This is a genomic window from Aeromonas sp. S41-2, assembly GCF_027705845.1.
Classification (GTDB): Bacteria; Pseudomonadota; Gammaproteobacteria; order Enterobacterales; family Aeromonadaceae; genus Aeromonas; species Aeromonas hydrophila.
In genome coordinates this window covers 207,940-228,459 of the sequence record NZ_JAPDCG010000006.1, presented here as the reverse complement: position 1 = coordinate 228,459, position 20,520 = coordinate 207,940, and the positions used below count along the sequence as shown (strand labels likewise).

18 protein-coding genes are annotated in these 20,520 nt (G+C 59.8%); 8 read left to right on the top strand and 10 right to left on the bottom strand.

Annotated features, from left to right (window positions below; translation table 11 throughout):
• The first annotated feature begins 147 nt into the window (after positions 1-147).
• Genes OKC44_RS15815 through OKC44_RS15805 form a run of 3 tightly spaced genes read left to right on the top strand, consistent with a single transcriptional unit; the run spans position 148 to position 3,360 of the window.
• The gene (locus tag OKC44_RS15815; RefSeq protein ID WP_257685942.1) at positions 148-2,058 is read left to right on the top strand and encodes an ABC transporter ATP-binding protein; all 1,911 of its coding nucleotides are present in this window, start codon (positions 148-150) and stop codon (positions 2,056-2,058) included.
• The gene (locus OKC44_RS15810) at positions 2,051-2,512 is read left to right on the top strand and encodes a DUF2390 domain-containing protein (protein WP_016351916.1); all 462 of its coding nucleotides are present in this window, start codon (positions 2,051-2,053) and stop codon (positions 2,510-2,512) included. Before OKC44_RS15815 ends, OKC44_RS15810 begins: the two co-directional genes overlap by 8 nt.
• On the top strand, positions 2,506-3,360 hold the full coding sequence (locus OKC44_RS15805) for a 23S rRNA (adenine(2030)-N(6))-methyltransferase RlmJ (protein ID WP_270814007.1): 855 nt from the start codon (positions 2,506-2,508) through the stop codon (positions 3,358-3,360). The genes OKC44_RS15810 and OKC44_RS15805 overlap by 7 nt, the downstream gene beginning before the upstream one ends.
• 50 nt (positions 3,361-3,410) lie before the next feature.
• On the opposite strand, the gene OKC44_RS15800 is transcribed toward OKC44_RS15805, so the two are convergent.
• Positions 3,411-4,340 carry a LysR family transcriptional regulator gene (locus OKC44_RS15800; protein WP_270814004.1) on the bottom strand — a complete coding sequence of 310 codons (930 nt, stop codon included), beginning with the start codon at positions 4,338-4,340 and terminating at the stop codon, positions 3,411-3,413.
• 108 nt (positions 4,341-4,448) lie between these two features.
• Here OKC44_RS15800 and OKC44_RS15795 point away from each other — a divergent pair, with 108 nt between their 5' ends.
• Entirely contained in the window at positions 4,449-5,048 is a 600-nt protein-coding gene (locus OKC44_RS15795; protein WP_168755468.1) for an FMN-dependent NADH-azoreductase, read from the top strand.
• 97 nt (positions 5,049-5,145) lie between these two features.
• Here OKC44_RS15795 and OKC44_RS15790 read toward each other — a convergent pair whose 3' ends face one another.
• On the bottom strand, positions 5,146-5,352 hold the full coding sequence (locus OKC44_RS15790; protein WP_162275835.1) for a hypothetical protein: 207 nt from the start codon (positions 5,350-5,352) through the stop codon (positions 5,146-5,148).
• 186 nt (positions 5,353-5,538) lie between these two features.
• Here OKC44_RS15790 and OKC44_RS15785 point away from each other — a divergent pair, with 186 nt between their 5' ends.
• From OKC44_RS15785 to OKC44_RS15770, 4 genes are all read left to right on the top strand, one after another.
• Positions 5,539-5,901, top strand: coding sequence for a DUF2061 domain-containing protein (locus tag OKC44_RS15785; protein ID WP_168755467.1), 363 nt, complete (start codon positions 5,539-5,541; stop codon positions 5,899-5,901).
• 334 nt (positions 5,902-6,235) lie between these two features.
• Complete coding sequence (locus tag OKC44_RS15780) at positions 6,236-6,664, top strand: VOC family protein (protein ID WP_270813997.1); 429 nt, start codon at positions 6,236-6,238, stop codon at positions 6,662-6,664.
• Between the two features lie 75 nt (positions 6,665-6,739).
• Positions 6,740-8,569: an ATP-binding protein gene (locus tag OKC44_RS15775; RefSeq protein WP_270813994.1), complete on the top strand. Its 1,830-nt coding sequence runs from the start codon at positions 6,740-6,742 to the stop codon at positions 8,567-8,569.
• A 307-nt stretch (positions 8,570-8,876) separates the two neighbouring features.
• Entirely contained in the window at positions 8,877-9,698 is an 822-nt protein-coding gene (locus OKC44_RS15770; protein ID WP_270813991.1) for an alpha/beta fold hydrolase, read from the top strand.
• A gap of 33 nt (positions 9,699-9,731) precedes the next feature.
• Here the strand turns inward: OKC44_RS15770 and OKC44_RS15765 are convergent, their stop codons facing one another.
• The 8 genes from OKC44_RS15765 to cueO form a co-directional block, all read right to left on the bottom strand.
• Positions 9,732-10,841, bottom strand: coding sequence for a hypothetical protein (locus OKC44_RS15765; RefSeq protein WP_236766380.1), 1,110 nt, complete (start codon positions 10,839-10,841; stop codon positions 9,732-9,734).
• A gap of 300 nt (positions 10,842-11,141) precedes the next feature.
• Positions 11,142-12,659 (bottom strand): sodium/proline symporter PutP, encoded by a 1,518-nt coding sequence (putP, locus tag OKC44_RS15760; RefSeq protein ID WP_270813987.1) that lies wholly within the window; start codon positions 12,657-12,659, stop codon positions 11,142-11,144.
• 289 nt (positions 12,660-12,948) lie between these two features.
• Positions 12,949-13,875: a L,D-transpeptidase family protein gene (locus OKC44_RS15755; RefSeq protein WP_016351926.1), complete on the bottom strand. Its 927-nt coding sequence runs from the start codon at positions 13,873-13,875 to the stop codon at positions 12,949-12,951.
• 187 nt (positions 13,876-14,062) lie between these two features.
• On the bottom strand, positions 14,063-15,304 hold the full coding sequence (locus OKC44_RS15750) for a mechanosensitive ion channel family protein (RefSeq protein WP_024945798.1): 1,242 nt from the start codon (positions 15,302-15,304) through the stop codon (positions 14,063-14,065).
• A gap of 133 nt (positions 15,305-15,437) precedes the next feature.
• On the bottom strand, positions 15,438-16,637 hold the full coding sequence (locus OKC44_RS15745; RefSeq protein ID WP_202004345.1) for an acetate kinase: 1,200 nt from the start codon (positions 16,635-16,637) through the stop codon (positions 15,438-15,440).
• A 174-nt stretch (positions 16,638-16,811) separates the two neighbouring features.
• Positions 16,812-17,282 (bottom strand): YhcH/YjgK/YiaL family protein, encoded by a 471-nt coding sequence (locus tag OKC44_RS15740; protein ID WP_270813975.1) that lies wholly within the window; start codon positions 17,280-17,282, stop codon positions 16,812-16,814.
• A gap of 310 nt (positions 17,283-17,592) precedes the next feature.
• Complete coding sequence (locus OKC44_RS15735; protein ID WP_011707330.1) at positions 17,593-18,699, bottom strand: 1-acyl-sn-glycerol-3-phosphate acyltransferase; 1,107 nt, start codon at positions 18,697-18,699, stop codon at positions 17,593-17,595.
• Between the two features lie 159 nt (positions 18,700-18,858).
• The gene (gene cueO / locus OKC44_RS15730) at positions 18,859-20,508 is read right to left on the bottom strand and encodes a multicopper oxidase CueO (RefSeq protein WP_270813972.1); all 1,650 of its coding nucleotides are present in this window, start codon (positions 20,506-20,508) and stop codon (positions 18,859-18,861) included.
• Positions 20,509-20,520: the final 12 nt, after the last annotated feature.

Genomic DNA, 20,520 nt, shown 5'->3' with positions numbered 1-20,520 from the left:
CTCCCCAACCCTGACTGATTGCTCTGTTATGGCATGTTTTTGCCCCCCCAGCCAGTGGTTACCCCCTGCCTCAAGTGCAAATCTGCGCCGTTTCACGTAAGATCCGCGCCAGTTTTTCTCCTCCATTTGAGCCAAGCAGACCAATCCATGATAGTTGCCAGTCAAATCGAACTGATCCGCGGCGGCCGCAAGCTGCTGGACAACGCATCCGCCACCATTCATCCCGGCCACAAGGTGGGTCTGGTGGGCAAGAACGGCTGTGGCAAGTCCACCTTTTTTGCACTGGTACGGGGCGAGCTGGCCATCGACAGCGGCACCTTCAGCCTGCCCGCCGGCTGGCAGATTGCCGGCGTGGCGCAGGAGACCCCGGCGCTGGACTGCTCCGCCCTCGACTACGTGATCGACGGCGACAAGGAGTTCCGCGCACTGGAGGCCCAACTGGCCCAGGCCGAGCAGGATGACAACGGCCTGCTGGTGGCCGAGCTGCACGGCCGGCTCGACACCATAGGCGCCTACAGCATTCGTGCCCGCGCCGCCGAACTGCTGCACGGCCTCGGTTTCAGCGACGAGCAGCTCGGTTCGCCGGTGCGCAGCTTCTCCGGTGGCTGGCGCATGCGCCTGAACCTGGCCCAGGCGCTGCTGTGCCGCTCCGATCTGCTGCTGCTCGATGAACCGACCAACCACCTGGATCTCGACGCCGTCATCTGGCTGGAGAAGTGGCTCAAGGCCTATCAGGGCACGCTGGTGCTGATCTCCCACGACCGCGACTTCCTCGATTCGGTCATCAGCCGCATCATCCACATCGAGAACGGCAAGCTCAACGAATACACCGGCGGCTACTCCGACTTCGAACTGCAGCGCGCCGAGCACCTGGCCCAGCAGCAATCCATGTACGAGAAGCAGCAGCGCGAGATGTCCCACATGCAGGCGTATGTGGACCGCTTCCGCTACAAGGCCTCCAAGGCCCGTCAGGCCCAGAGCCGGCTGAAAGCGATGGAGCGGATGGAGAAGATCCTGCCCGCCCACGCCGACTCCGAGTTCAGCTTCGAGTTTCGCGAGCCGTCGGCCCTGCCGACCCCGCTGATTGCCATGGAGAACCTCAGCGCCGGTTATGGCGACAAGGTGATCCTGGAGAAGATCAAACTCAACCTGGTGCCGGGTTCGCGCATCGGCCTGCTCGGTCGCAACGGCGCCGGCAAATCCACCTTCATCAAGATGCTGTCGGGCTCCAACCCGCCGCTCTCCGGCAAGCTCGAGGTGAGCGCCGGGGTGAGCATCGGTTACTTCGCCCAGCATCAGCTGGAGACCCTGCGCCTGGACGACTCGCCCCTCGATCACCTGGTGCGCCTCGCGCCGGACAAGACCGAGCAGGAGCTGCGCAACTACCTCGGCAGCTTTGGCTTTCACGGTGACAAGGCGCTCGACAAGGTCGCCCCCTTCTCCGGCGGCGAGAAGGCGCGGCTGGTGCTGGCCCTCATCACCTGGCAAAAGCCCAACCTGTTGCTGCTGGATGAACCGACCAACCACCTGGATCTGGAGATGCGCCACGCCCTGACCATGGCGCTGCAAGGCTTCGAGGGCGCCATGGTGGTGGTGTCGCACGACCGGCACCTGCTGCGTACCACCACAGATGACTTCTATCTGGTGCACGGTGGCCGGGTCGAGCCGTTCGACGGCGATCTGGACGACTACCACAAGTGGCTCGGCGAGCAGGAGAAAGAGGCCAACGCCAAACCGGACGATGGCCCTGTCTCCGCCAACTCGGCGGTGGCGCGCAAGGATCAGAAGCGGCGCGAGGCGGAGTTCCGGCAAGCGACCCGGCCGCTGCGCCAGAAGCTGGAGAAGCTCGAAACCAGCATGGAGAAACTGCAGGCCAAGCTGGCCGCGGTGGAAGAGCAGCTGGCCGACCCCGCCATCTATGAAGAGAGTGCCAAGCAGAAGCTCTCCGAGCTGCTCAAGTCCCAGGGCCCCATCAAGGAGGAGCTGGAAGGGGTGGAGCTGGAGTGGATGAGCCTCTCCGAAGAGCTGGAAACCATGGAGCAGGCCTTCCTTGCGTGACGAACAGCTGATGGCGAGCGAGCGGATCGCCGCCCACGAACTGCCGGGCCCGCTCGATTTCTGGCAGTGGAGTGGCGAGGTCTATGGCGCGCGCAGCCAGGACTGGCTCAGCGTGCAGGCGCAGGGGGGCAACGTCAATCTGGCCCTGTTGCTGCACCGGCTGGATCAGTGCGGGATCCCGGTCGATCTGACCGACCTGCAACCGGCGCTGGTGCAGACCGAGGCGGTGCTCGGCCCCTGGCGCACCCTGCGTTCGAGCGCCAAGGCGCGGCTCGGCGAGCAGGAGTATCAAGCCATGCTGGCCCACGAGCTGGAGCTGGAGCGGCTGCAGCAGGGAGTGCTGCTGCAGACCCTGCGCAGCCTCACCCTGTTTCGCGGCAACAGCCGCAACTTGTTGAACTATCTATTGTTACTGGGGGCCCAGCAGGGCCCCCTCAGAGACCTAATATGCTGAGTTATCGCCACGCCTTTCACGCCGGCAACCACGCCGACGTGCTGAAACACGCCGTTCAGGCCCTGATCATCGAGTCCCTCAAGAAGAAGGAGAAACCCTTCATCGTGCTGGACACCCATGCCGGCGGCGGTCTCTACGACCTGCGCGGCGACTGGTCGCAGAAGAAGGCGGAGTATGCCGACGGCATTGGCCGGCTGTGGGACGAGCGGGCCCAGTGGTCCACCATGGCGCCCTATCTCGGCGTCATCGAGGAGATGAACAGCGATGGTCAGCTGCGCTACTACCCCGGCTCGCCGGAGCTGTCGCGCCGCCTCGCCCGCGAGCAGGACAAGCTGGCGCTGATGGAGCTGCACAACAACGAGGTGGAAGACCTGCGCGCCAACATGGGTTACGACCCCCGCGTCGCCGTGCACCATAGGGACGGCTTCGAGGGGCTGGTGGCCCTGCTGCCGCCCACGCCACGCCGCGGCCTGGTGCTGATCGACCCGCCCTATGAGCTGAAGGAAGATTACTTCGCGGTGGTCGATACCCTGAAAAAGGCGCAAAAACGCTGGGCTACCGGCATCTATGCCCTCTGGTATCCCATTCTGGGGGAAGAGGCGGACAAGTCTCGCGATATGCTGCGCGCCATCAAGCGCGAGAACTTCGGTAACGTCCTGGTGGCCGAGCTGGAAGTGGCCGGTCAGACTGCCGACTGGGGCATGAACGGCTCAGGCATGCTGATAGTGAGCCCCCCCTGGCTGCTGGACGAGCAGATTGAAGCCTTCCTCAAACCGTTGTGCGCCAAGCTGGCGCAGGGCGCCGGCGCCCAGTACAAGGTCGAGTGGCTCAACAAGGTTGAAGCGTAACGCCTTGCATCACTCGCACACCGCCAAGGGCCTGCCACTGCAGGCCCTTTTTATTGGTCATGGCTGCCCACCCCTGCCACGCTGGCAAGCCGCTCCGGCAGCCGGCTCGCCAGCCAGTCGATGGCCATTCTGGTCTTGAGCGGCAAGTGCGGGCTGTGGGGCCAGAGGGCATTGATGGGATAACGCCTGCCCTTGAAGGAGCCCAGCACTTCGCGCAGCTCGCCCCGCTCAAGGTGCGGGCGCGCCAGCCAGGTCGGCAACCAGGCCAGGCCAAAGCCCGCGATGGCCGCCTGGGTGATGGCGTGCAGATCGTCCAGCTGCAGACGCCCCGTCGGCCGCACCGATTGCCACTGGCCATCCAGCTGCCACTGCCACGCCAGCACCCGCCCCTGCCGCAGATAGGCAATGCCCTCGTGCTCGGCCAGATCCGTCAGCGTCATCGGTTCGCCCCGCTCGGCCAGATAGCTGGGCGCGGCGCAGAGCGTCATGCCGTGCTCGCCGAGCCGGCGCGCCGCCAGATCCAGGCTGTCCGGCGGCTCCCCGTTGCGGATCACCAGATCGAGCCCCTCCTCCACCAGATCCACCTTGCGATCAGTGAACGACAGCGACAGCGCCAGCCCGGGATGGGCCTGCGCCAGCTCCAGCAGCAGGGGCGCCACGCACAGCTGGCCGAACAGCACCGGCATGGAGACCTTGAGGCTGCCGTTGAGAGTCAGCTTGTTGCTGGCCAGCGCCGCCTCGCCGAGGCGCACCTCCTCCAGCGCCCGCAGGCAGTGGCGATGGAACAGCGCCCCCTCCTCGGTCAGGCTCTGGCTGCGGGTGGTGCGGTGAAACAGCTGGACGCCGAGACGCTGCTCGAGCCGGGCAATCCCCTTGCCCACCGCCGAGCGGGTGAGATGAAGCCGCTCAGCGGCCTGGGCGAAACTGCCCGCCTCCACCACGCTGGCGAACAGATCGAGGCCATTGAGGCTGTTTGCCATCTATTGCATACCTTATGGAACCAATATGGCGAAATAGTATCAGCACTGCGGAAAAAAATGACTGATAAGCTCCCTCCATCCCCACATTTGTCAGATGGAGTTCACCTCATGAGTCAGATCCTGCTGCTGCAATCCAGCCTCAACGGCCCCGCGTCCCGCACCAACCAGTTGATGGAGCGCTTTCTGCAAGCGCGCCGGGAGCAGGGCCACCAGGACCAGGTGGTGGTACGCGACCTGCCCGCCCTCGCCCTGCCGCCACTGGACAGCACACTGTTTCACGCCCTGCGGGGGGCCGAACCGGCCAGCGAGGCCATCCGCCAAGGGGTGGCGCTGTCGGACCAACTGATTGCCGAGCTCAAGGCCGCCGACCTGCTGCTGATCGGCGCCCCCATGTACAACCTCAACGTGCCGACCCCGCTCAAGAACTGGTTCGATCTGGTGGCGCGGGCCAGGGTCACCTTTCGCTACACCGACAGCTACCCCATGGGGTTGGTGGAGGGGGTAAAAGCCCTGGTGTTCAGCAGCCGCGGCGGTGTGCATCAGGGCCAGGCAACGGATGCGGTCACCCCCTACCTCGAGTCCGTGCTCGGCCTGATGGGCATCGCGCAGGTGGAGTTCGTCTACGCGGAAGGGATGGATCTGCGCCCCCACGGGGCGGAGCAGGGCATGCGCCAGGCCCATGAGCGGATCGCCGCCCTCAGCCAGTGAGCCCCTCGCCAGCCTCTTGCCGCCCCAACCGGCAGCTGCGCGGGAGACGCCCAAATAAAAAAGCCCCGTCACGGGGCTTTTTCCATACCGGCCAACCTCACGTTTTGCCCGGGAGATCCCGCCAGAGCGCCAGAATGAGCAGCGCCAGCAGGGCGAAAGGCGGGGCCAGACTAAGCAGCATGCACAGCACGGTGATCAGCACCGGATGCTCGCTCTTGCGGCGCGCCAGTCGCCAGGCCACGATGCCGACGATGATCATCAGCAACAGGATGAACTGGCCCATCAGGGTGGCGTTGATATTCATATGCATGAAAGCTCCTTTTTCATGGCAAAAGATCACTCTAGCGCCGCTGTGGCCCCTGGCAACTCCCAATCCGGTGAGGGCGTTCTCACTTGATAGGCCCGCCCTATCCAACCATTAGATGAGAATGGTTTTCATTTATTGTGATTTCAGGGGATACTCTGTTCATCACCAGAGGGAGCCGCCATCATGAAAAAGACCATCAGCTTTGCCGTTTTGCACTTCACCGTGGCCTTCACCGTGGCTTACCTGCTGACCGGTGAACTGCTCACCGCCAGCCTGATCGCCCTGATCGAACCCGCCGTCAACACGGTCGCCTTCTACTTCCACGATCTCGGCTGGCACAAGCTCAAGCCCCGCCACAGCCTGCAGGCCAAGACCAGCAGCTTCGCCCTGGTGCACTTCTCGGTGGCCTTCGGCGTCGCCTACCTGCTGAGCGGCGAGCTGCTCACCGGCGGCGTGATGGCGATGATCGAGCCTGCCATCAATACAGTCATCTTCTTCTTCCACGAACGGCTGTGGCGCAACCGCCAGTCGCTGGCATTGGCCTGAGGGAGGGGCTGCGGCCCTTCCCCAGGCCTGAACAAGCTTCTCTCCCCCGGCAAGGGGACCAGCCCCTGCCGTACTGACCAATTTGTTGATCCCGCCCCAACATTTATCACCTCGCCCTTCCCCTGCGCCCCTCTCTCGCTACCATACCCGAATGGCAATCCAAGCCTCGTCGGAGTCACCCATGAGCCCTCTCCGCCACCCCCGTTGGTTACAAAGCAGCAGACTGGAGGCTGAAATTCAGGGGCGGTAGCCATGCCATCGGCTTACCAACTCCTGCCGATCACAGCGAGGGGCGGCCGGCGACTCATCCACAACATGCAAAGCAAGGTGGTGTATGGAAACACAAACATTGCATCGCGGTCGGCTGATCGACCATCTCCAGCTGGTGGTGAAAGACCTGGCCGCCAGCCAGCGCTTTTATACGGCCGCACTGGCCGCACTCGACATTCCCATAGGCGGCACCGGTGAGGGCTACTTCTGGGCAGACGAACTGTTTGTCACCGCCATCGACAGCCCGGCGGCGCTGGGGACATTGACCGGCCGCCATCACCTTGCCTTTCAGGCGCAAGACAGAGCCATGGTGGATCGCTTCTATCAGGCAGCGCTGGCCCATGGCGGCCAGGACAACGGCTCCCCCGGCGAGCGCAATTATCACCCCGGCTACTACGCCGCATTCGTCCTCGATCCGGACGGCAATAATATCGAGGCGGTTTATCACGGTGAAGCAAAACGTAACGCGGAATCAGTGGTCATTACTTACTAACAAATGATTATCTATCTTTAGCAAGGGCAGTAAACAATGAATTAAACAATAAAGAATCAAAGGATGAGTTGAAAAATGATTAATGCATTCGAAATTGATAATAACCAAGCGGAAAACATTATAAATATAGAGGAAGGCTATCTTACTGATGTAAAGGCTAAAGAAATCAAACCAGCAAAATTATCTGAAACTGTATCTGCTTTTGCAAACTCAGGAGGTGGGGATATATATCTTGGTATTGAAGAAGATTCTAGAACTGGTTTAAGACGGTGGAATGGTTATGCTGATCAAGAAGCTGCAAATGACGTTGTTCATGTCCTTTTCAATGCACATCCTTTTGGAAACCACCTTACATTTGAGTTTTTAAGCTGTGAGAATGAAACAGGGTACATTCTACACATTATTGTAAAAAAGATTAAGCACATTGTTAAATCTACAAAAGGAGAAATATTTGTAAGGCAAAACGCAGGGAAAATTAAGATAGAAAAAGATGAGGATATTGCTAAATTAAAATTTGACAAAGGTATATTTACCTTTGAAGATGAATGGATCGATGTTAATCATAAAAAATTAAAAGAAAGTAAATCCATCACCAACTTCATGATAAATATAATTCCACACTCAGAGCCTATAAAGTATTTAGAGAATCAAGAGCTTATTCGCGATGAGCAAGCTAAGGTTGTAGGAGTACTTCTTTTTTGTGATGAACCAGCCATATACTTAGCCAAAAGATGCAGTATTAAAATCATGCGATATAAAACTCGCGAAGAGGATATTGGCAGGGAGTTTCTAGATGGAGTACCATTAACAGTTGAAGGAGATGCCTACAACTTAATTTACCAAGCTGTAGATAAGACAAAGAAAATAATTGAAAATATTAAAAGATTAGGCGACAAGAGTCTTATTTCAATCACATACCCACATGAAACAATACACGAAATAATAACCAATGCTGTATTGCATAGAGACTACAGTATTGCAGCTGATGTTCAAATTCGTATTTTTGATAACAGAGTTGAAATTGAAAGCCCAGGAAAATTACCTGGACATGTTACAACAAAAAATATTTTGGATACTCAAAGCGCAAGAAATCCAACCCTAGTTAGATTAATAAACAAATTTCCGGAGCCGCCAAACAAAGATGTAGGAGAGGGATTAAATACTGCATTCAGAGCAATGAATCTATTAAGATTGAAAGCTCCAGAAATAGTTGAGACAGATGATTCAGTTCTAGTATTCATATATCATCAGTCTCTTGCCTCACCAGAGGAGTTAGTAATAGATTATCTGCGTGAACACGAGGAGATAACCAATAAAATCGGCCGGGAGATTACAGGAATAAAGAGCGAAAACAAAATGAAATCTGTATTTCTCCGTTTGAAAGACCGAGATATCATTGAGCAAATACCAGAAAGAAAAGGTTCTGCCGCAGCGTGGAGGAAAACTAGCGGAGTACTTTGGGATGAACTTAAAGTTATCGATGGAAAGATAGTCAATATAGAAAAGGTAATTCAATCTGTCGTCCCTAAAAACATAAACACTTTGTCATCACTTGGCACTGAGTATATACCTTTGATTTTTATGGCGCTCGTAATACAAGCTGTGAGGGGAATACCGACATCGACAGGTGCAGATATGACATCAGCAATAAATAAATACCTAACACCATCTAATAAACCAAAATTTTCAAACAATGTATCCAGAGCATTAAGAGATGCCAGACTTCTAAATCAACCATGGCTTTTCAGCAAGGTAATAAATGTAAAAACAAATAAAAGAATTTTTTCTTTGAACGATAATTGGGAAGATACTTGGGAAAGCATGTTCAGCCAAAAAATGCCTCCTAGTTTAGGCGTTTTCATTAATCAAGTAAGATCCAGATGTCAATTAGATATCGATATTTAACATTCATGAACGATACTATAACTACCAGATACCGGCCTAAAGCCGGTGTCTGAATCAGACTCCCCCCATATTTGCAATATGCGAACCATACTTTATATCATCGCACACCACCCCCCCCCCTTTACCTGCTTTATGTTTACACTTTGAGCCGGTATGAAACTCATCGACATCATCACAAGCTGAAATTATAGGTTTCCGCCGATAAATAAATATTTTTATAATTAAATGGCAAGTAACTTAAATAACCGTCCTCCTCGCCATTGTTATATATACCCCCACTTCTACGACACGCCGAGGAGGCGTTGATATGCAGTCACAGACTCACACCTTAATCATCAATGGCAGCCCAATGCCCTGCCTGCAGGCCGGTTCTGGTGAGCCGCTGCTGCTGATCCATGGCGCGTTGGCCAACCATACCCTCTGGCTCGAGCATATCGAGCAGCTCTCACAGCACTACACCGTCTATGCCCCCACCCTGCGCCACTTTGGCGAGGCGGGCAAAGAGGGGCCTTTCGGCCTTGAGACCCATGCCGGCGATCTGCTGGCGCTGCTCGCACAGCTGGCGTGCGGGCCTGTCTATCTGGTCGGCTGGTCTTATGGCGCGGATGTGGCGCTGACAGCCGCCTTGCAGGCACCGGAACACGTCCGAAGCCTCTATCTGGTGGAGCCGGGCTGCCCGGGGGCGCTGGATGAGCAGGGGCTCGCCGCCTTTATGGCCGATGCCGGCGCCATGTTCGGCCCTGTGTTTGGTCAGGTTGAAGCTGGGCAGTTGCAAGAGGCGGTGGCCACCCTGATCGATGGCTCGGGGGGCCGCCCGGGCTACTTTGCCGCACAACCCCTCAAGTGGCAGCAGGCCCAACTGGCGGAGGCCGCCAGCCTGCCCAAGCAGTTGAGCCAGAGCGAGCGGCCGGATTGGTCGCCGTCGCGCCTTGCCGCGCTCAGCGTGCCTACCTGCATCGTGCAGGGCGCGCAGACCAGAGCGCTGTTTGCGCAAGTGTGCGAGGCCCTTGGCAACGCCATCCCCGCCTGCCAGCGCCTGCAGGTGGCGGATGTTGGCCATCTCTACCCCATCGAGCAGCCCACGCTGTTTGTGCAGCAGCTGCTGCGTTGGCTCAAACAGCAGGCATGAAAAAACCGGAACCCAAGGGTTCCGGTTTTTTCATCAAGGCATCAGCTGCTGTAATCGCCCCGGGTGCTGCTTGATAACCGACCAGGGTAGTATGCTCCACTCGGTCAGCTCGCAGCTACGCTCGACACGGGGAAAAGAAGGGTCCAACACTATTCCCTTCTCTGTCATATACCAAGAGGCATACTCCCAGACTGACGGATCTGCGTAATTGCACTCTTCCGCATCGGGAACCATATCATTGGGGTAGAGCCGCCGAAACTCGTTTACGAGCCAAGGGCCCAGATACTTCTCCTTGTACTCAGATGCTGCAGGGTCATACGACCGACTATCGAACTTTACTGGGGCTCCACTACCAACCCAGAGCAGGTCTTCGAGTGTCAGCATCTCTCCGGTGGCAAGATTAATGTTTAATGGCGAATCACCAAAGTCAGGGTGTGCACCACCGCAAAAATAGCCAGTAAAGATACTGGCGCTGAGCAAGTTCGGACTGATGAAACGGGGCGTAACCGTCTGATCGAATTCCCCACCCATAGGGGTACTCATACACTGAAAATAACTGGCGACCTCGCTCCACTGACGCTCTGCCAGCACATGATTGAGTTTCCCAAGCTGCTCAGCAGGTAGCCCTGACGTAATGCGAAAATACGCAATTTTGCTTTGCGGCTCTTGCAGCCATTGCAAGCTATAACCCTGAAATGACTCTCGCTTGCCCGGTTTTAGTGAAAGTCCTTCAAGTCGCATGAGTTCATAAAGATCACGCTTACGCCAGCTGACAAGAACCGGATCCTGTATATCAATGGCGCTGCTATCGACCACCTTCAATACCACAGAAATAGGCTTCTTCCCGGCCCATGTTCCCTGAAGGCCATTACCGGAGCGCTCGAGGAGCATGGCGATCTTTTCGGGTTCACTGTTATCCCACAATTCTGAGAGCTGCAGGGTCTTACCCTCCCACTTACCCGACAGGGGAATATCCTTTCGGTACTTGCGGTAGAAGTAACGCCCACTGACCGTACCATCTGATGACGTATCAAGGGTCATCACCACCGGCATTCGTCCTACCTTGCCCTGATACACCTCGCTGGCCTGCGTAACCATAGCTAGCAACAAACAACCCAACCCCAGCCAAAACCTTGCTATCACCCTTCTCTCCTGTGTTGTGGCTATTGTCCATCCTCACGCTGCCCACTCATCAGAGTGGGCATATTGAAATTTTCTCTCGCAGAAGTGGGCAATCAACAGATGAAAAAGGAACCATACGGTTCCGGCTTTCATCATGCCAACCCAAACACGAGCAAGACAAGCAATTAAGCCCGGTTTTTAACTTCTTTCAGATCGTAGAAAGGATCTTTGGCATCTAGAGCGTCTTCGATACGGATCTGTCGCTTGTACTGGTAAAAAAGCCCCGCATTGCGGGGCTTTTTGTTATCCAGGATGGCCGACTCAGTTGACGGCAACCGGTTGACCCAGCGCATCCGGCGGGGTCTGGAACTCGCGCTCGGCGTCGTCGAAGCGCTCCAGCATGGCCTTGGAGGGGGCCTTGTCCAGCAGGCTGAACACGACAATGGCGAGTCCGGAGAAGAGGAAGCCAGGGATGATCTCATAGAGCCCCAGCCAGCCGAACTGCTTCCAGACGATGACGGTCAGGGCGCCCACCAGCATGCCCGCCAGGGCGCCGTTGCGGGTCATCCGCGACCAGAGCACGGAGAGCAGCACCACGGGGCCGAAGGCGGCACCAAAGCCGGCCCAGGCGTAGCTCACCAGCCCCAGCACCCGGTTCTCCGGGTTCATGGCAACGCTGATGGCGATCAGCGCGATCACCAGCACCATGGCACGACCGACCCACACCAGCTCCTGCTGGGAGGCGTTCTTGCGCAGGAACGGCTTGTAGAGATCCTCGGTGATGGCGCTGGAGCAGACCAGCAACTGGCAACTGAGGGTACTCATTACCGCCGCCAGGATGGCGGAGAGCAGCACGCCGGCAATCCAGGGGTTGAACAGGATCTTGGAGAGCTCGATGAAGACCCGCTCCGGGTTGCCGGTGACGCCGGCCGCCTGTTCGGTGAAGGTGGAGAAGTAGGCCAGACCAAAGAAGCCGATGGCCACGGCGCCACCGAGGCACAGCACCATCCAGGTCATGCTGATGCGGCGGGCATTGGTCATGGAGTGGTGGGAGTCCGCCGCCATGAAGCGCGCCAGGATGTGGGGCTGGCCGAAGTAGCCCAGGCCCCAGGCCATCAGCGAGATGATGGCGATGAAGTCCAGGTTCTTGAACATGTCGAGGTTGCTGGCGTTCTGCGCCGCCACCTGCACCATGGCGGTGTCGATGCCGCCCACCGCGATGATGACGAACACCGGCGTGAGGATCAGGGCGAAGATCATCAGGGTGGCCTGCACCGTATCGGTCCAGCTCACCGCGAGGAAGCCGCCGAAGAAGGTGTAGGTGATGGTGGCCGCGGCACCGACCCAGAGGGCGGTGTCATAGCTCATGCCGAAGGTGCTCTCGAACAGGCGGGCACCGGCCACCACGCCGGAGGCGCAGTAGATGGTGAAGAACAGCAGGATCACCAGGGCGGAGAGGATGCGCAGCACCCGGCTCTTGTCCTCAAAGCGGTAGGTGAAGTAGTCCGGCAGGGTCAGGGCGTTGCGGTTCTTCTCGGTATGCACCCGCAGCCGGCCGGCGACCCAGCGCCAGTTGAGATAGGCCCCCAGAGTGAGGCCGATGGCGATCCAGCTCTCGGAGATGCCGCCGATGAAGACGGCGCCCGGCAGGCCCATCAGGAGCCAGCCGCTCATGTCGGAGGCGCCGGCGGAGAGGGCGGTCACCCAGCTCCCCATCCGGCGGCCGCCGAGAATGTAGTCGTCAAAGTTGCGGGTGGCGCGATAGGCGATAAAGCCGATCAGGACCATCCCGAGGATGTACACCAGAAAGGTGATGAGCATGGGTGTGCTGGCTGTCATTCAAAACTCCGTTATGTGACGTGTGTACCCGTTCTGACGACGGGCTCTTCCTTAAAAAAACCGCCCTAGCTTAATCAGCAGATCCCATGACCTCAACCTTTTTTAACAAACAGAAAACACAATATAAACGTTTCATCTTTAACCAACAGACCAGCTTTGCCCCGTTCCGCCAGATTTTATCCTGACGCAGCAACTGCTTATCCGCCGGGCACGAGCAGCGGCACAGTCCCGCCACGGCCGCAAAAAAAAAGCCCCGACCAGAGGTCGGGGCCATGTCGGCAAGCGCCAATCAGCGATTGATCGCGATCGGCATGCCGCTGCGCTGCTCCAGTGCCTGCTTGACCAGCTGGGAGTCGCTGTCGGCGTGGGCGATGAAGCGGGTCACCGCCGGGGTCATCGGCAGCGGCGCAGGCAGGCTGGAGTTGAACTCCTCCTGATTGCGGGAGAGCGGCTGATGCACTTCCAGGTAGCGGCGGCCATCCGGCTCGACACTGGCCTTGATCGGCTGGTTGACGAACTGCACGCGGGTACCGACCGGTACCTTCTTGAACAAGTACTCGATGTCGTCGTTGCGCAGGCGCACACAGCCGTGGCTCACCCGCAGGCCGATGCCGAACTGGGCGTTGGTGCCGTGGATGGCGTACATCTTGCCGATGTAGAGCGCGAACAGCCCCATGGGGTTGTCCGGGCCGGCCGGCCATACTGCCGGCAGGCTTTCGCCACGGGCGGCATATTCGGCATGCATCTTGGCGGTCGGGGTCCAGGTCGGGCCCGCCTTCTTGCGCTGCACGCTGGTCACCCAGTTTTCCGGGGTGTCGGTGCCGAGCTGGCCGATGCCGATGGGCAGCACTTCCACCACCTTCTTGCCTTTCGGGTAGTAGTAGAGGCGCATCTCGGCCACGTTCAGCACGATGCCTTCACGGGGCGCATCCGGCAGGATCAGCTGGTGCGGCACGATCAGCTTCTCGCCGGTCTGCAGCAGCAGGGGATCCGCCTTGGGGTTGGCTTCCAGCATGTTGGTCAGCCCCAGCTGGAATTTGGCGGCGGCGGCCTCCAGCGGCTGGCCGTTTTCTTCGGCCGGGACCACGTATTCCAGATTTTCACCCACCAGGCGGCTGTTGGCCGCAGGCAGGGCGTATTCAACCGCGAGCGCAGGCGCGGCGCCCAAGAGGAGGCTGCAGCACAGCGCGGCCGCAGTAGTGTGGAGGAGCTTCATAACTTTCCTGTAATGGATGACGTGGTTCAAGACTCTGGGCTGACCCGGGAGCGGCAGGCGATCCGGGGGGCGAAGAGAAGGCCGCCATTTTTCTCCTCTGCCGGGCAAATTTCAACTGACAAGTGGCGGCGGGTCGGCGATTAATATCGCTTTTTTTATCCGCCGCCAGCCCCTGCCGAACGGTCGTTTACCCCTTTTGCCAGGCGCGCATATCGTAACCTGTGGGAGATTGGTGCAACCGCAGATGAAATTGCTCAATGATGGCAAAGATGTGGTCGAAAATGTCGGCCTGGATCCCTTCGTAATCGGCCCAGGCGGTGGTCGCCGTGAAGCAGTAGATCTCCAGCGGCAAACCGTCCGAGGTCGGTGCCAGCTGGCGCACCATCAGGGTCATGTCCTTGCGAATGCCGGGGTGGGCGCGCAGGTAGGCGTCCAGATAAGCGCGCAGGGTGCCGAGGTTGGTGAGGTGACGACCGTTGATGGGGCAGCTGATGGCGTCGCTCAGCTGCTGGTTGTAGGCGCTCAGCTCCTGCTCCTTGCGGCTCAGATAGGGCGCCAGCAGTTGGGCCTGCTTGAGCTGCAGTTGCTCCTCCGCCGTCAGGAAGCGCACGCTGGTCATGTCGATGTTGACGCTGCGCTTGATACGGCGGCCACCCGACTCCGTCATCCCTTGCCAGTTCTTGAAGGAGTCGGAGATGAGGGCATAGGTGGGGATGGTGGTGATGGTCTTGTCCCAGTTCGACACCTTGACCGTGGTGAGACCGATGTCGGTCACCTCGCCATCGGCGCCGTACTTGTCCATCTGCAGCCAGTCACCGACGCTCAGCATCCGGTTGGCGGAGAGCTGGATACCGGCCACCAGCCCGAGGATGGGGTCCTTGAACACCAACATCAATACCGCAGTCATGGCACCCAGACCGCTGAACAGGAACAGCGGCGACTTGCCGAGCAGCAGGGCGATCATCAGGATGCCCACCAGGATGCTGCCCACCAGCTTCACCCCCTGGAAGATGCCGCGCAGGGGCAGATCCCGCCCGAGCCGGGTGTAGCGGCTCACCGACAACATGCAGTCGAGCAGGGCAAACAGGGAGAGCAGCAGGAACAGCAGGATCCAGAGCTGGGCCACCATCTCGATCAGTTGCAGGCTGTCGGAGTTGCGCGGCAGCCAGATCTCGGCCTGCCCGAGCAGCACGGCCCCCTGCAGCACGAAGGCGAGCCGGTAGAACAATCGCTGCTGCAGTTGGGGCGGCAGCCACACCTGCTTGGTCTTGCCGAGCACGCCCACCAGCCGCACCAGCAGCACCCGGTGCAGCAGCATGTGCAGCAACAGAGAGGTGAGCACGATAAAGCCGAGGGCAATCACCAGCCCCATCATGCCGGTGACCTCCAGCCCGAGCCCGGCCAGCCAGCGAAAAAACATCTCCTTCATCCCATCCTCCAGTGCGTGAAACTGCGGTCAGGGTACGTATCTGCCACCCCATGTCAAATGACAGCCGGCGTCACGGCCGCCACAAACGACAACGCCCGGCAGGGGCCGGGCGTTGTCTGGGAGCGAGGGGGCGTTAGCCGACCAGGCTCAGGGCATCGCGGGCGATGACCAGCTCTTCGTTGGTGGGCATCACCAGCGCCAGGCGGCTGCCTTCGGCCGTGATGGGGCCTTCACCGCCCAGCACCGCGGCGTTGTTGGCTTCCTTGTCGATCTTGAAGCCGAACAGGGCCAGACGGGCCAGCACCATCTCGCGCACCATGGCGGCGTTTTCACCGATACCACCGGTGAACACCAGGGCGTCCAGACGACCATCCATGGCGGCAGCGTAGGCACCGACATACTTGGCCACCCGGTAGGTGAACACGTCCAGCGCGCGCTTGGCACCGGCGTCGGTGGCGTAGTTGGTGGTGACGTAGCGGCAGTCGCTGCTCGCCTCGGTCATGCCCAGCAGGCCGGACTCGCGGGTCAGGGTGTGGTTGATCTGCTCCACGCTGTAACCGAGCTGGTCGTGCATGAAGAACACCACGGCCGGGTCTATGTCGCCGGAGCGGGTGCCCATCGCCAGCCCTTCCAGCGGGGTCAGGCCCATGGAGGTGTCGACGGATTCGCCGCCACGGATGGCACAGACGGAGGCGCCGTTACCCAGGTGGCAGTTGATGATGTTGAGCTCTGCCAGCGGCTTGCCCAGCGCCTTGGCGGTCTCTTCTGCGATGAAGCGGTGGGAGGTGCCGTGGGCGCCGTAACGACGGATGCCGTTCTCTTTGTAGAGCTTGTAGGGCAGCGCGTAGAGGTAGGCTTCCTCTGGCAGGGTCTGGTGGAAGGCGGTGTCGAACACGGCCACGTTCTTCTCTGCCAGCGCCGGGAACACCTTGAGCGCGGCACGGATGCCGATCAGGTGCGCCGGGTTGTGCAGGGGGGCGAACGGAATGGCGGCTTCGATGCCGGCAATCACGCCGTCATCGATGCGAACGGAACGGGAGAACTGCTCGCCACCGTGCACGATGCGGTGACCGATGGCCACCAACTGCTCGGCCAGGGTCGGATCCTGCGGCAGGATGTGACCCACGATGTGGTCGAGGGCCTCCTGGTGCGCGGCGCCCGCGCCCAGCATGGCTTCGCCCTTGACCCCGTGGAGTTTCCATTTGATACGTGCATCATCCAGATTGAAGCATTCGGCCAGGCCGGACAGCATGTCCTCACCTGTTTCGGCGTCCATTACGGCAAATTTCAGGGAAGAGCTACCGCAGTTAAGGATCAATACCAACTTGCTCATGTTCTACATCTTCCTGTGCTTCGGCTTTATGCCGACAGTGTCGTGTCATCCAAAGTGGATGGGATTCCCCTGCCGGGGGCTTATGGTCGCAGGAAAGTGCGCCCAATTTTTCAATATGTTAAGTGCAAATCCGGATCATTCCGGGCACTCGTCTCAGCCAGGCTGCGCCAGCGGTCACAGGCCGGCCAGCAGATCCCGGTGCACCTTGACCACCAGCTTCTTCACCTGAGCCGGCTGGTTGGGGGTGCAGAGGGGGCGATGCAGTTCTCCCGGCCAGAAGATGGCGAAGTCGCCGGGCTGCAACGCCAGATAACTGATCTGTTCGTCCTCGACGAACCAGAGGTCGGGATGGGGATGATCGGCGCCTTCGGCAACATAGCCATGGGGCCCGACCCCGATCCACTCTTCACCACGCAGCAACAGCTGGATGTCCAGATACTGCTGATGGAACTCGCCACGGCGATCCGCGGCCGGCTCGGTCAGCTCCTCGCTCACCAGGCAGAACAGCTTGAGGCCGTCGATCTCCTGCTTGCCGAGCGGCGCCTGCAGCCACTGTTCGACGCTTTGCACCACCTCGACCATGATGCTGTCCAGCGGGGCGGGCAGCGGCGTGCGCTGCAGGGTGTTCAGACTGCCGGTGATCATGGCGCTTCCTTAGGTGTATTCAGGCGACATCTTAGCCGCAAAATGAAAAAGGACCCTGTTGAGGTCCTTGTGTCACACCGCCTGCAATCCGTGCAGACAGAGATAGAGCATTTGCTCGTATCAAGCGGGATGAGTGCACTGTTACACACTCATCCGCGGCTTGCCAAGAGGCGCAAGCGCGTTCGCCCAGTGATCGTACCAGCTGAAACAATATTATTCACTACTCCAGCACCGTCGACTTTGACCAGACGCAAAAACGGGAGCATCTGCTCCCGTTTTTTTCGCATCACCCGGTGATAACCGGTGCCATTCAAGCCTTGCCGGCGTTCTCCACCGGCTTGGCGTACATGGCGCGCCAGATGGCCTTGTGCTCTTCCGGCACCTCCGACTGACGGCTCAGGAAGGCAGCCTGCTCGATGGTGTTGGCCTTGCCGGACACATCTGCAGCCAGGTAGTTGCCCGGGAAGAGGCGGTAGTTGCCCCAGATGGCCTTGTCGATGAGCGCAGCCAGCTCGTCCGGATCGCTGAAGCCCTCGGTGATGGGGGCGCCGAAGGAGACGTGTACCCGCCCCTTCTGACCGACGATGCCAGCGACGATGCTCTCGATGTCCTCGAACTCGCCCTTCTCGTAGCTGCCGTTGACCGACTTCTCGTACAGCTCGCGCGCCTTGGCCTTGTCGGTAGGATCCAGCTCGTAGCTGATGCTGACCGGCACGATATTGAGGCTGCGCATGTAATCGACGAACTCGATCTTCTGCTTCTTGCCGTCCACGTAGAACATCTTGAGGATGGCCGGATCGGTCTTGTCATCGCCGTTCTTGGCGCGCCCTTCCTTCTGGGCGATCCAGATGGAGTGGCCTTCGTGCACCGACTGGCCGATGTAGGCCGACAGCTCGCCGAGCGCCTTCATCATCTCCCGCGGCCCCTTGGCGGAGCGCTTGACGATGAAGCTCTTGTTGAGCTTCATCAGCTCGGTGGCGCAGGGTTTGCGCAGCAGGTTGTCACCGATGGCAATGCGCACGGTATCGAACCCGTGGGTGTGCAGCCCCCAGTTGACGAACGCCGGATCCATGGCGATGTCCCTGTGGTTGGAGACGAACAGGTAGCCCTGCTCCTTCTTCAGATGCTCGAGCCCGGAGAAGGTCACCCCCTGGGTGGAGGTGGCGATCATCCGGCTCATGTAGCGGGTCACCCCCATCTGCACCTGATGGATGGTGGTCACCTTGGACCACTTGTAGCGCAGGAACTGGCGGATCAGCGGGCGGATGGCCCAGCCCAGCCAGCTCATCAGGGAGCCGAAACGATACTTGGCGATGGCGCCGACAAATTCATCATCCCGGATCAGCCGTTCGATGGCTGCCGGCACTTCCTCATCGCGGTAGGGGCGAATGTCCGCGAATCTATCTACTTCAGTCACAGTGTCAGCCTTGCAGGTAAGGAGTCGCGGCCAGCGCGCGCTGGCCGGAAAATTCAGGGCGCAATTTTACACGCTTTTATGCCGAGGGGTATGTGGCGTGCGTAGATAGTGAGATCTGACCAGTGAAATGAACAAATGGCCCCGTTCGGGCCATTCTTTTTACTCTTCCACCGTGAACGAGAGCATCATGCCGGTATCCTCGTGCTCCAGCAGATGACAGTGGGCCATGTAGGCCCGCTCCTTGGGCGCCGTGTGATCGAAACGCACCAGCACCTCGCTGCGCCCGCCCTCCACCTTGACGATGTCCTTCCAGCCGGCGCGATGCGGTGCCACCGGCTGGCCGTTCTCGCTCAGGATCCGGAAGCGGGTGCCGTGAATATGGAAGGGGTGCAGCATCATGTCCCCCTCCCCCGAGATGATCCAGCGCTCGGTACGGCCGCGCTTGACCGCAAACTGCGGGTCGTTCATGGCGAAGGCCTGGCCGTTGATGCGGTTGCCGCCGTGCAGATCCAGCGGCTTGGCACTGCCCTTGTCCTCCTGCATCCCGGCCATGGTGTCGTGCTGCATCTCGCCCGCTGGCATGGCCATCTCGCCATGATCCATCCCCGCCATCCCGTCGCCTTGCCCGTCCATCTTCATCCCGGCCATGGCGCCCGTATCGCCGTGGGCCATGCTCATGCCCGCCATGGCGCCGTGGCCGTAGCGGCTCATCAGAGCCTGCATCCCCTGCCGATCCAGCTCGGGATCCATCGACAGGGTCAGGGTGCGGCTCGGCAAGCCTTGAGTGGCGGGCAGCGCAGGCAGCTGCGCCAGGCTGTCCGGCAGACGCCCCTTGCCCTCGATGAGGGAGGGCCGGATCCGCAGCAGCGGCAGGGCCGCATCGAACGGCGCCAGGGTCATCCCCATCTGGCGTACCGGCAGGGTGAGCAGGTCGAACGCCTTGCCGTTGCGGGCATCCACCATCACCTCGAAGCGCTCCCCCGGCAGCAGCGCCAGCTCGCTCAGCGCCACCGGCTCCGCCAGCAGACCGCCATCGCTGCCGATCACATACAAGGGGCGGCCGTCACTGGTCGCCAACGTGAGAGAGCGGGCATTGCAGCCGTTGAGCAGCCGCAAGCGCAGCCAACCGCGGGGCGCGTCGTGGGTCGGATAGACGGCGCCGTTGGTCAGCATCAGATCGCCGAACCAGCCGACCGCCGCGCTCATAACATCCAGCTGGTAGTCCACCTGATCCCGCCCATCGAGGCGCTTGTCCTGCAGCACCAGCGGGATGTCGTCCACGCCCCAGCGCTGGGGCAGCGGCAGCCGCAGGCTCTCCTCGTCATCGAGGATGAAGAGCCCGGCCAGCCCCATGGCCACCTGATGGCCGGTCTGTCCGTGGGTGTGGGGGTGATACCAGCAGGTGGCCGCCGGCTGCTCGATGCGAAACGCCGCCTGCCACTCTTTGCCGGAAGGGATGCTGGCCTGCGGGCCGCCATCGGCGGTGCCGGGCACCTCCAGCCCGTGCCAGTGCACAGTAGTGGTCTCCGCCAGCTGGTTGGCAACCCGGACTCGCACCGCCTGCCCCTGACGGGCACGCAAAGTGGGGCCGAGCAGGTTGCCGTTGTAGCCCCAGCTATGAGTCGGCTGGCGTCGCCACTGCATCTGGCCCGGCTGGGCTCTGAGCTGAAACACGCCGCTGGCGTCCGCCTCCAGCAGCGCAGGAATTGGCAGGGCTGGGCGCTCGGCGGCAACCGCCCGACCCCACCAGGGTAGGGCGCCGGCGATACCGACGGCGGTGGAGAATTTGAGAAAATCGCGACGCTGCATGAGTCGTTCCTC

Coding starts and splice junctions, on each gene's coding strand:
- OKC44_RS15815 (WP_257685942.1), top strand. CDS start 148: ATGATAGTTGCCAGTCAAATCGAACTGATCCGCGGCGGCCGCAAGCTG.
- OKC44_RS15805 (WP_270814007.1), top strand. CDS start 2,506: ATGCTGAGTTATCGCCACGCCTTTCACGCCGGCAACCACGCCGACGTG.
- OKC44_RS15800 (WP_270814004.1), bottom strand. CDS start 4,340: ATGGCAAACAGCCTCAATGGCCTCGATCTGTTCGCCAGCGTGGTGGAG.
- OKC44_RS15795 (WP_168755468.1), top strand. CDS start 4,449: ATGAGTCAGATCCTGCTGCTGCAATCCAGCCTCAACGGCCCCGCGTCC.
- OKC44_RS15790 (WP_162275835.1), bottom strand. CDS start 5,352: ATGAATATCAACGCCACCCTGATGGGCCAGTTCATCCTGTTGCTGATG.
- OKC44_RS15785 (WP_168755467.1), top strand. CDS start 5,539: ATGAAAAAGACCATCAGCTTTGCCGTTTTGCACTTCACCGTGGCCTTC.
- OKC44_RS15780 (WP_270813997.1), top strand. CDS start 6,236: ATGGAAACACAAACATTGCATCGCGGTCGGCTGATCGACCATCTCCAG.
- OKC44_RS15775 (WP_270813994.1), top strand. CDS start 6,740: ATGATTAATGCATTCGAAATTGATAATAACCAAGCGGAAAACATTATA.
- OKC44_RS15770 (WP_270813991.1), top strand. CDS start 8,877: ATGCAGTCACAGACTCACACCTTAATCATCAATGGCAGCCCAATGCCC.
- putP (WP_270813987.1), bottom strand. CDS start 12,659: ATGACAGCCAGCACACCCATGCTCATCACCTTTCTGGTGTACATCCTC.
- OKC44_RS15755 (WP_016351926.1), bottom strand. CDS start 13,875: ATGAAGCTCCTCCACACTACTGCGGCCGCGCTGTGCTGCAGCCTCCTC.
- OKC44_RS15750 (WP_024945798.1), bottom strand. CDS start 15,304: ATGAAGGAGATGTTTTTTCGCTGGCTGGCCGGGCTCGGGCTGGAGGTC.
- OKC44_RS15745 (WP_202004345.1), bottom strand. CDS start 16,637: ATGAGCAAGTTGGTATTGATCCTTAACTGCGGTAGCTCTTCCCTGAAA.
- OKC44_RS15740 (WP_270813975.1), bottom strand. CDS start 17,282: ATGATCACCGGCAGTCTGAACACCCTGCAGCGCACGCCGCTGCCCGCC.
- cueO (WP_270813972.1), bottom strand. CDS start 20,508: ATGCAGCGTCGCGATTTTCTCAAATTCTCCACCGCCGTCGGTATCGCC.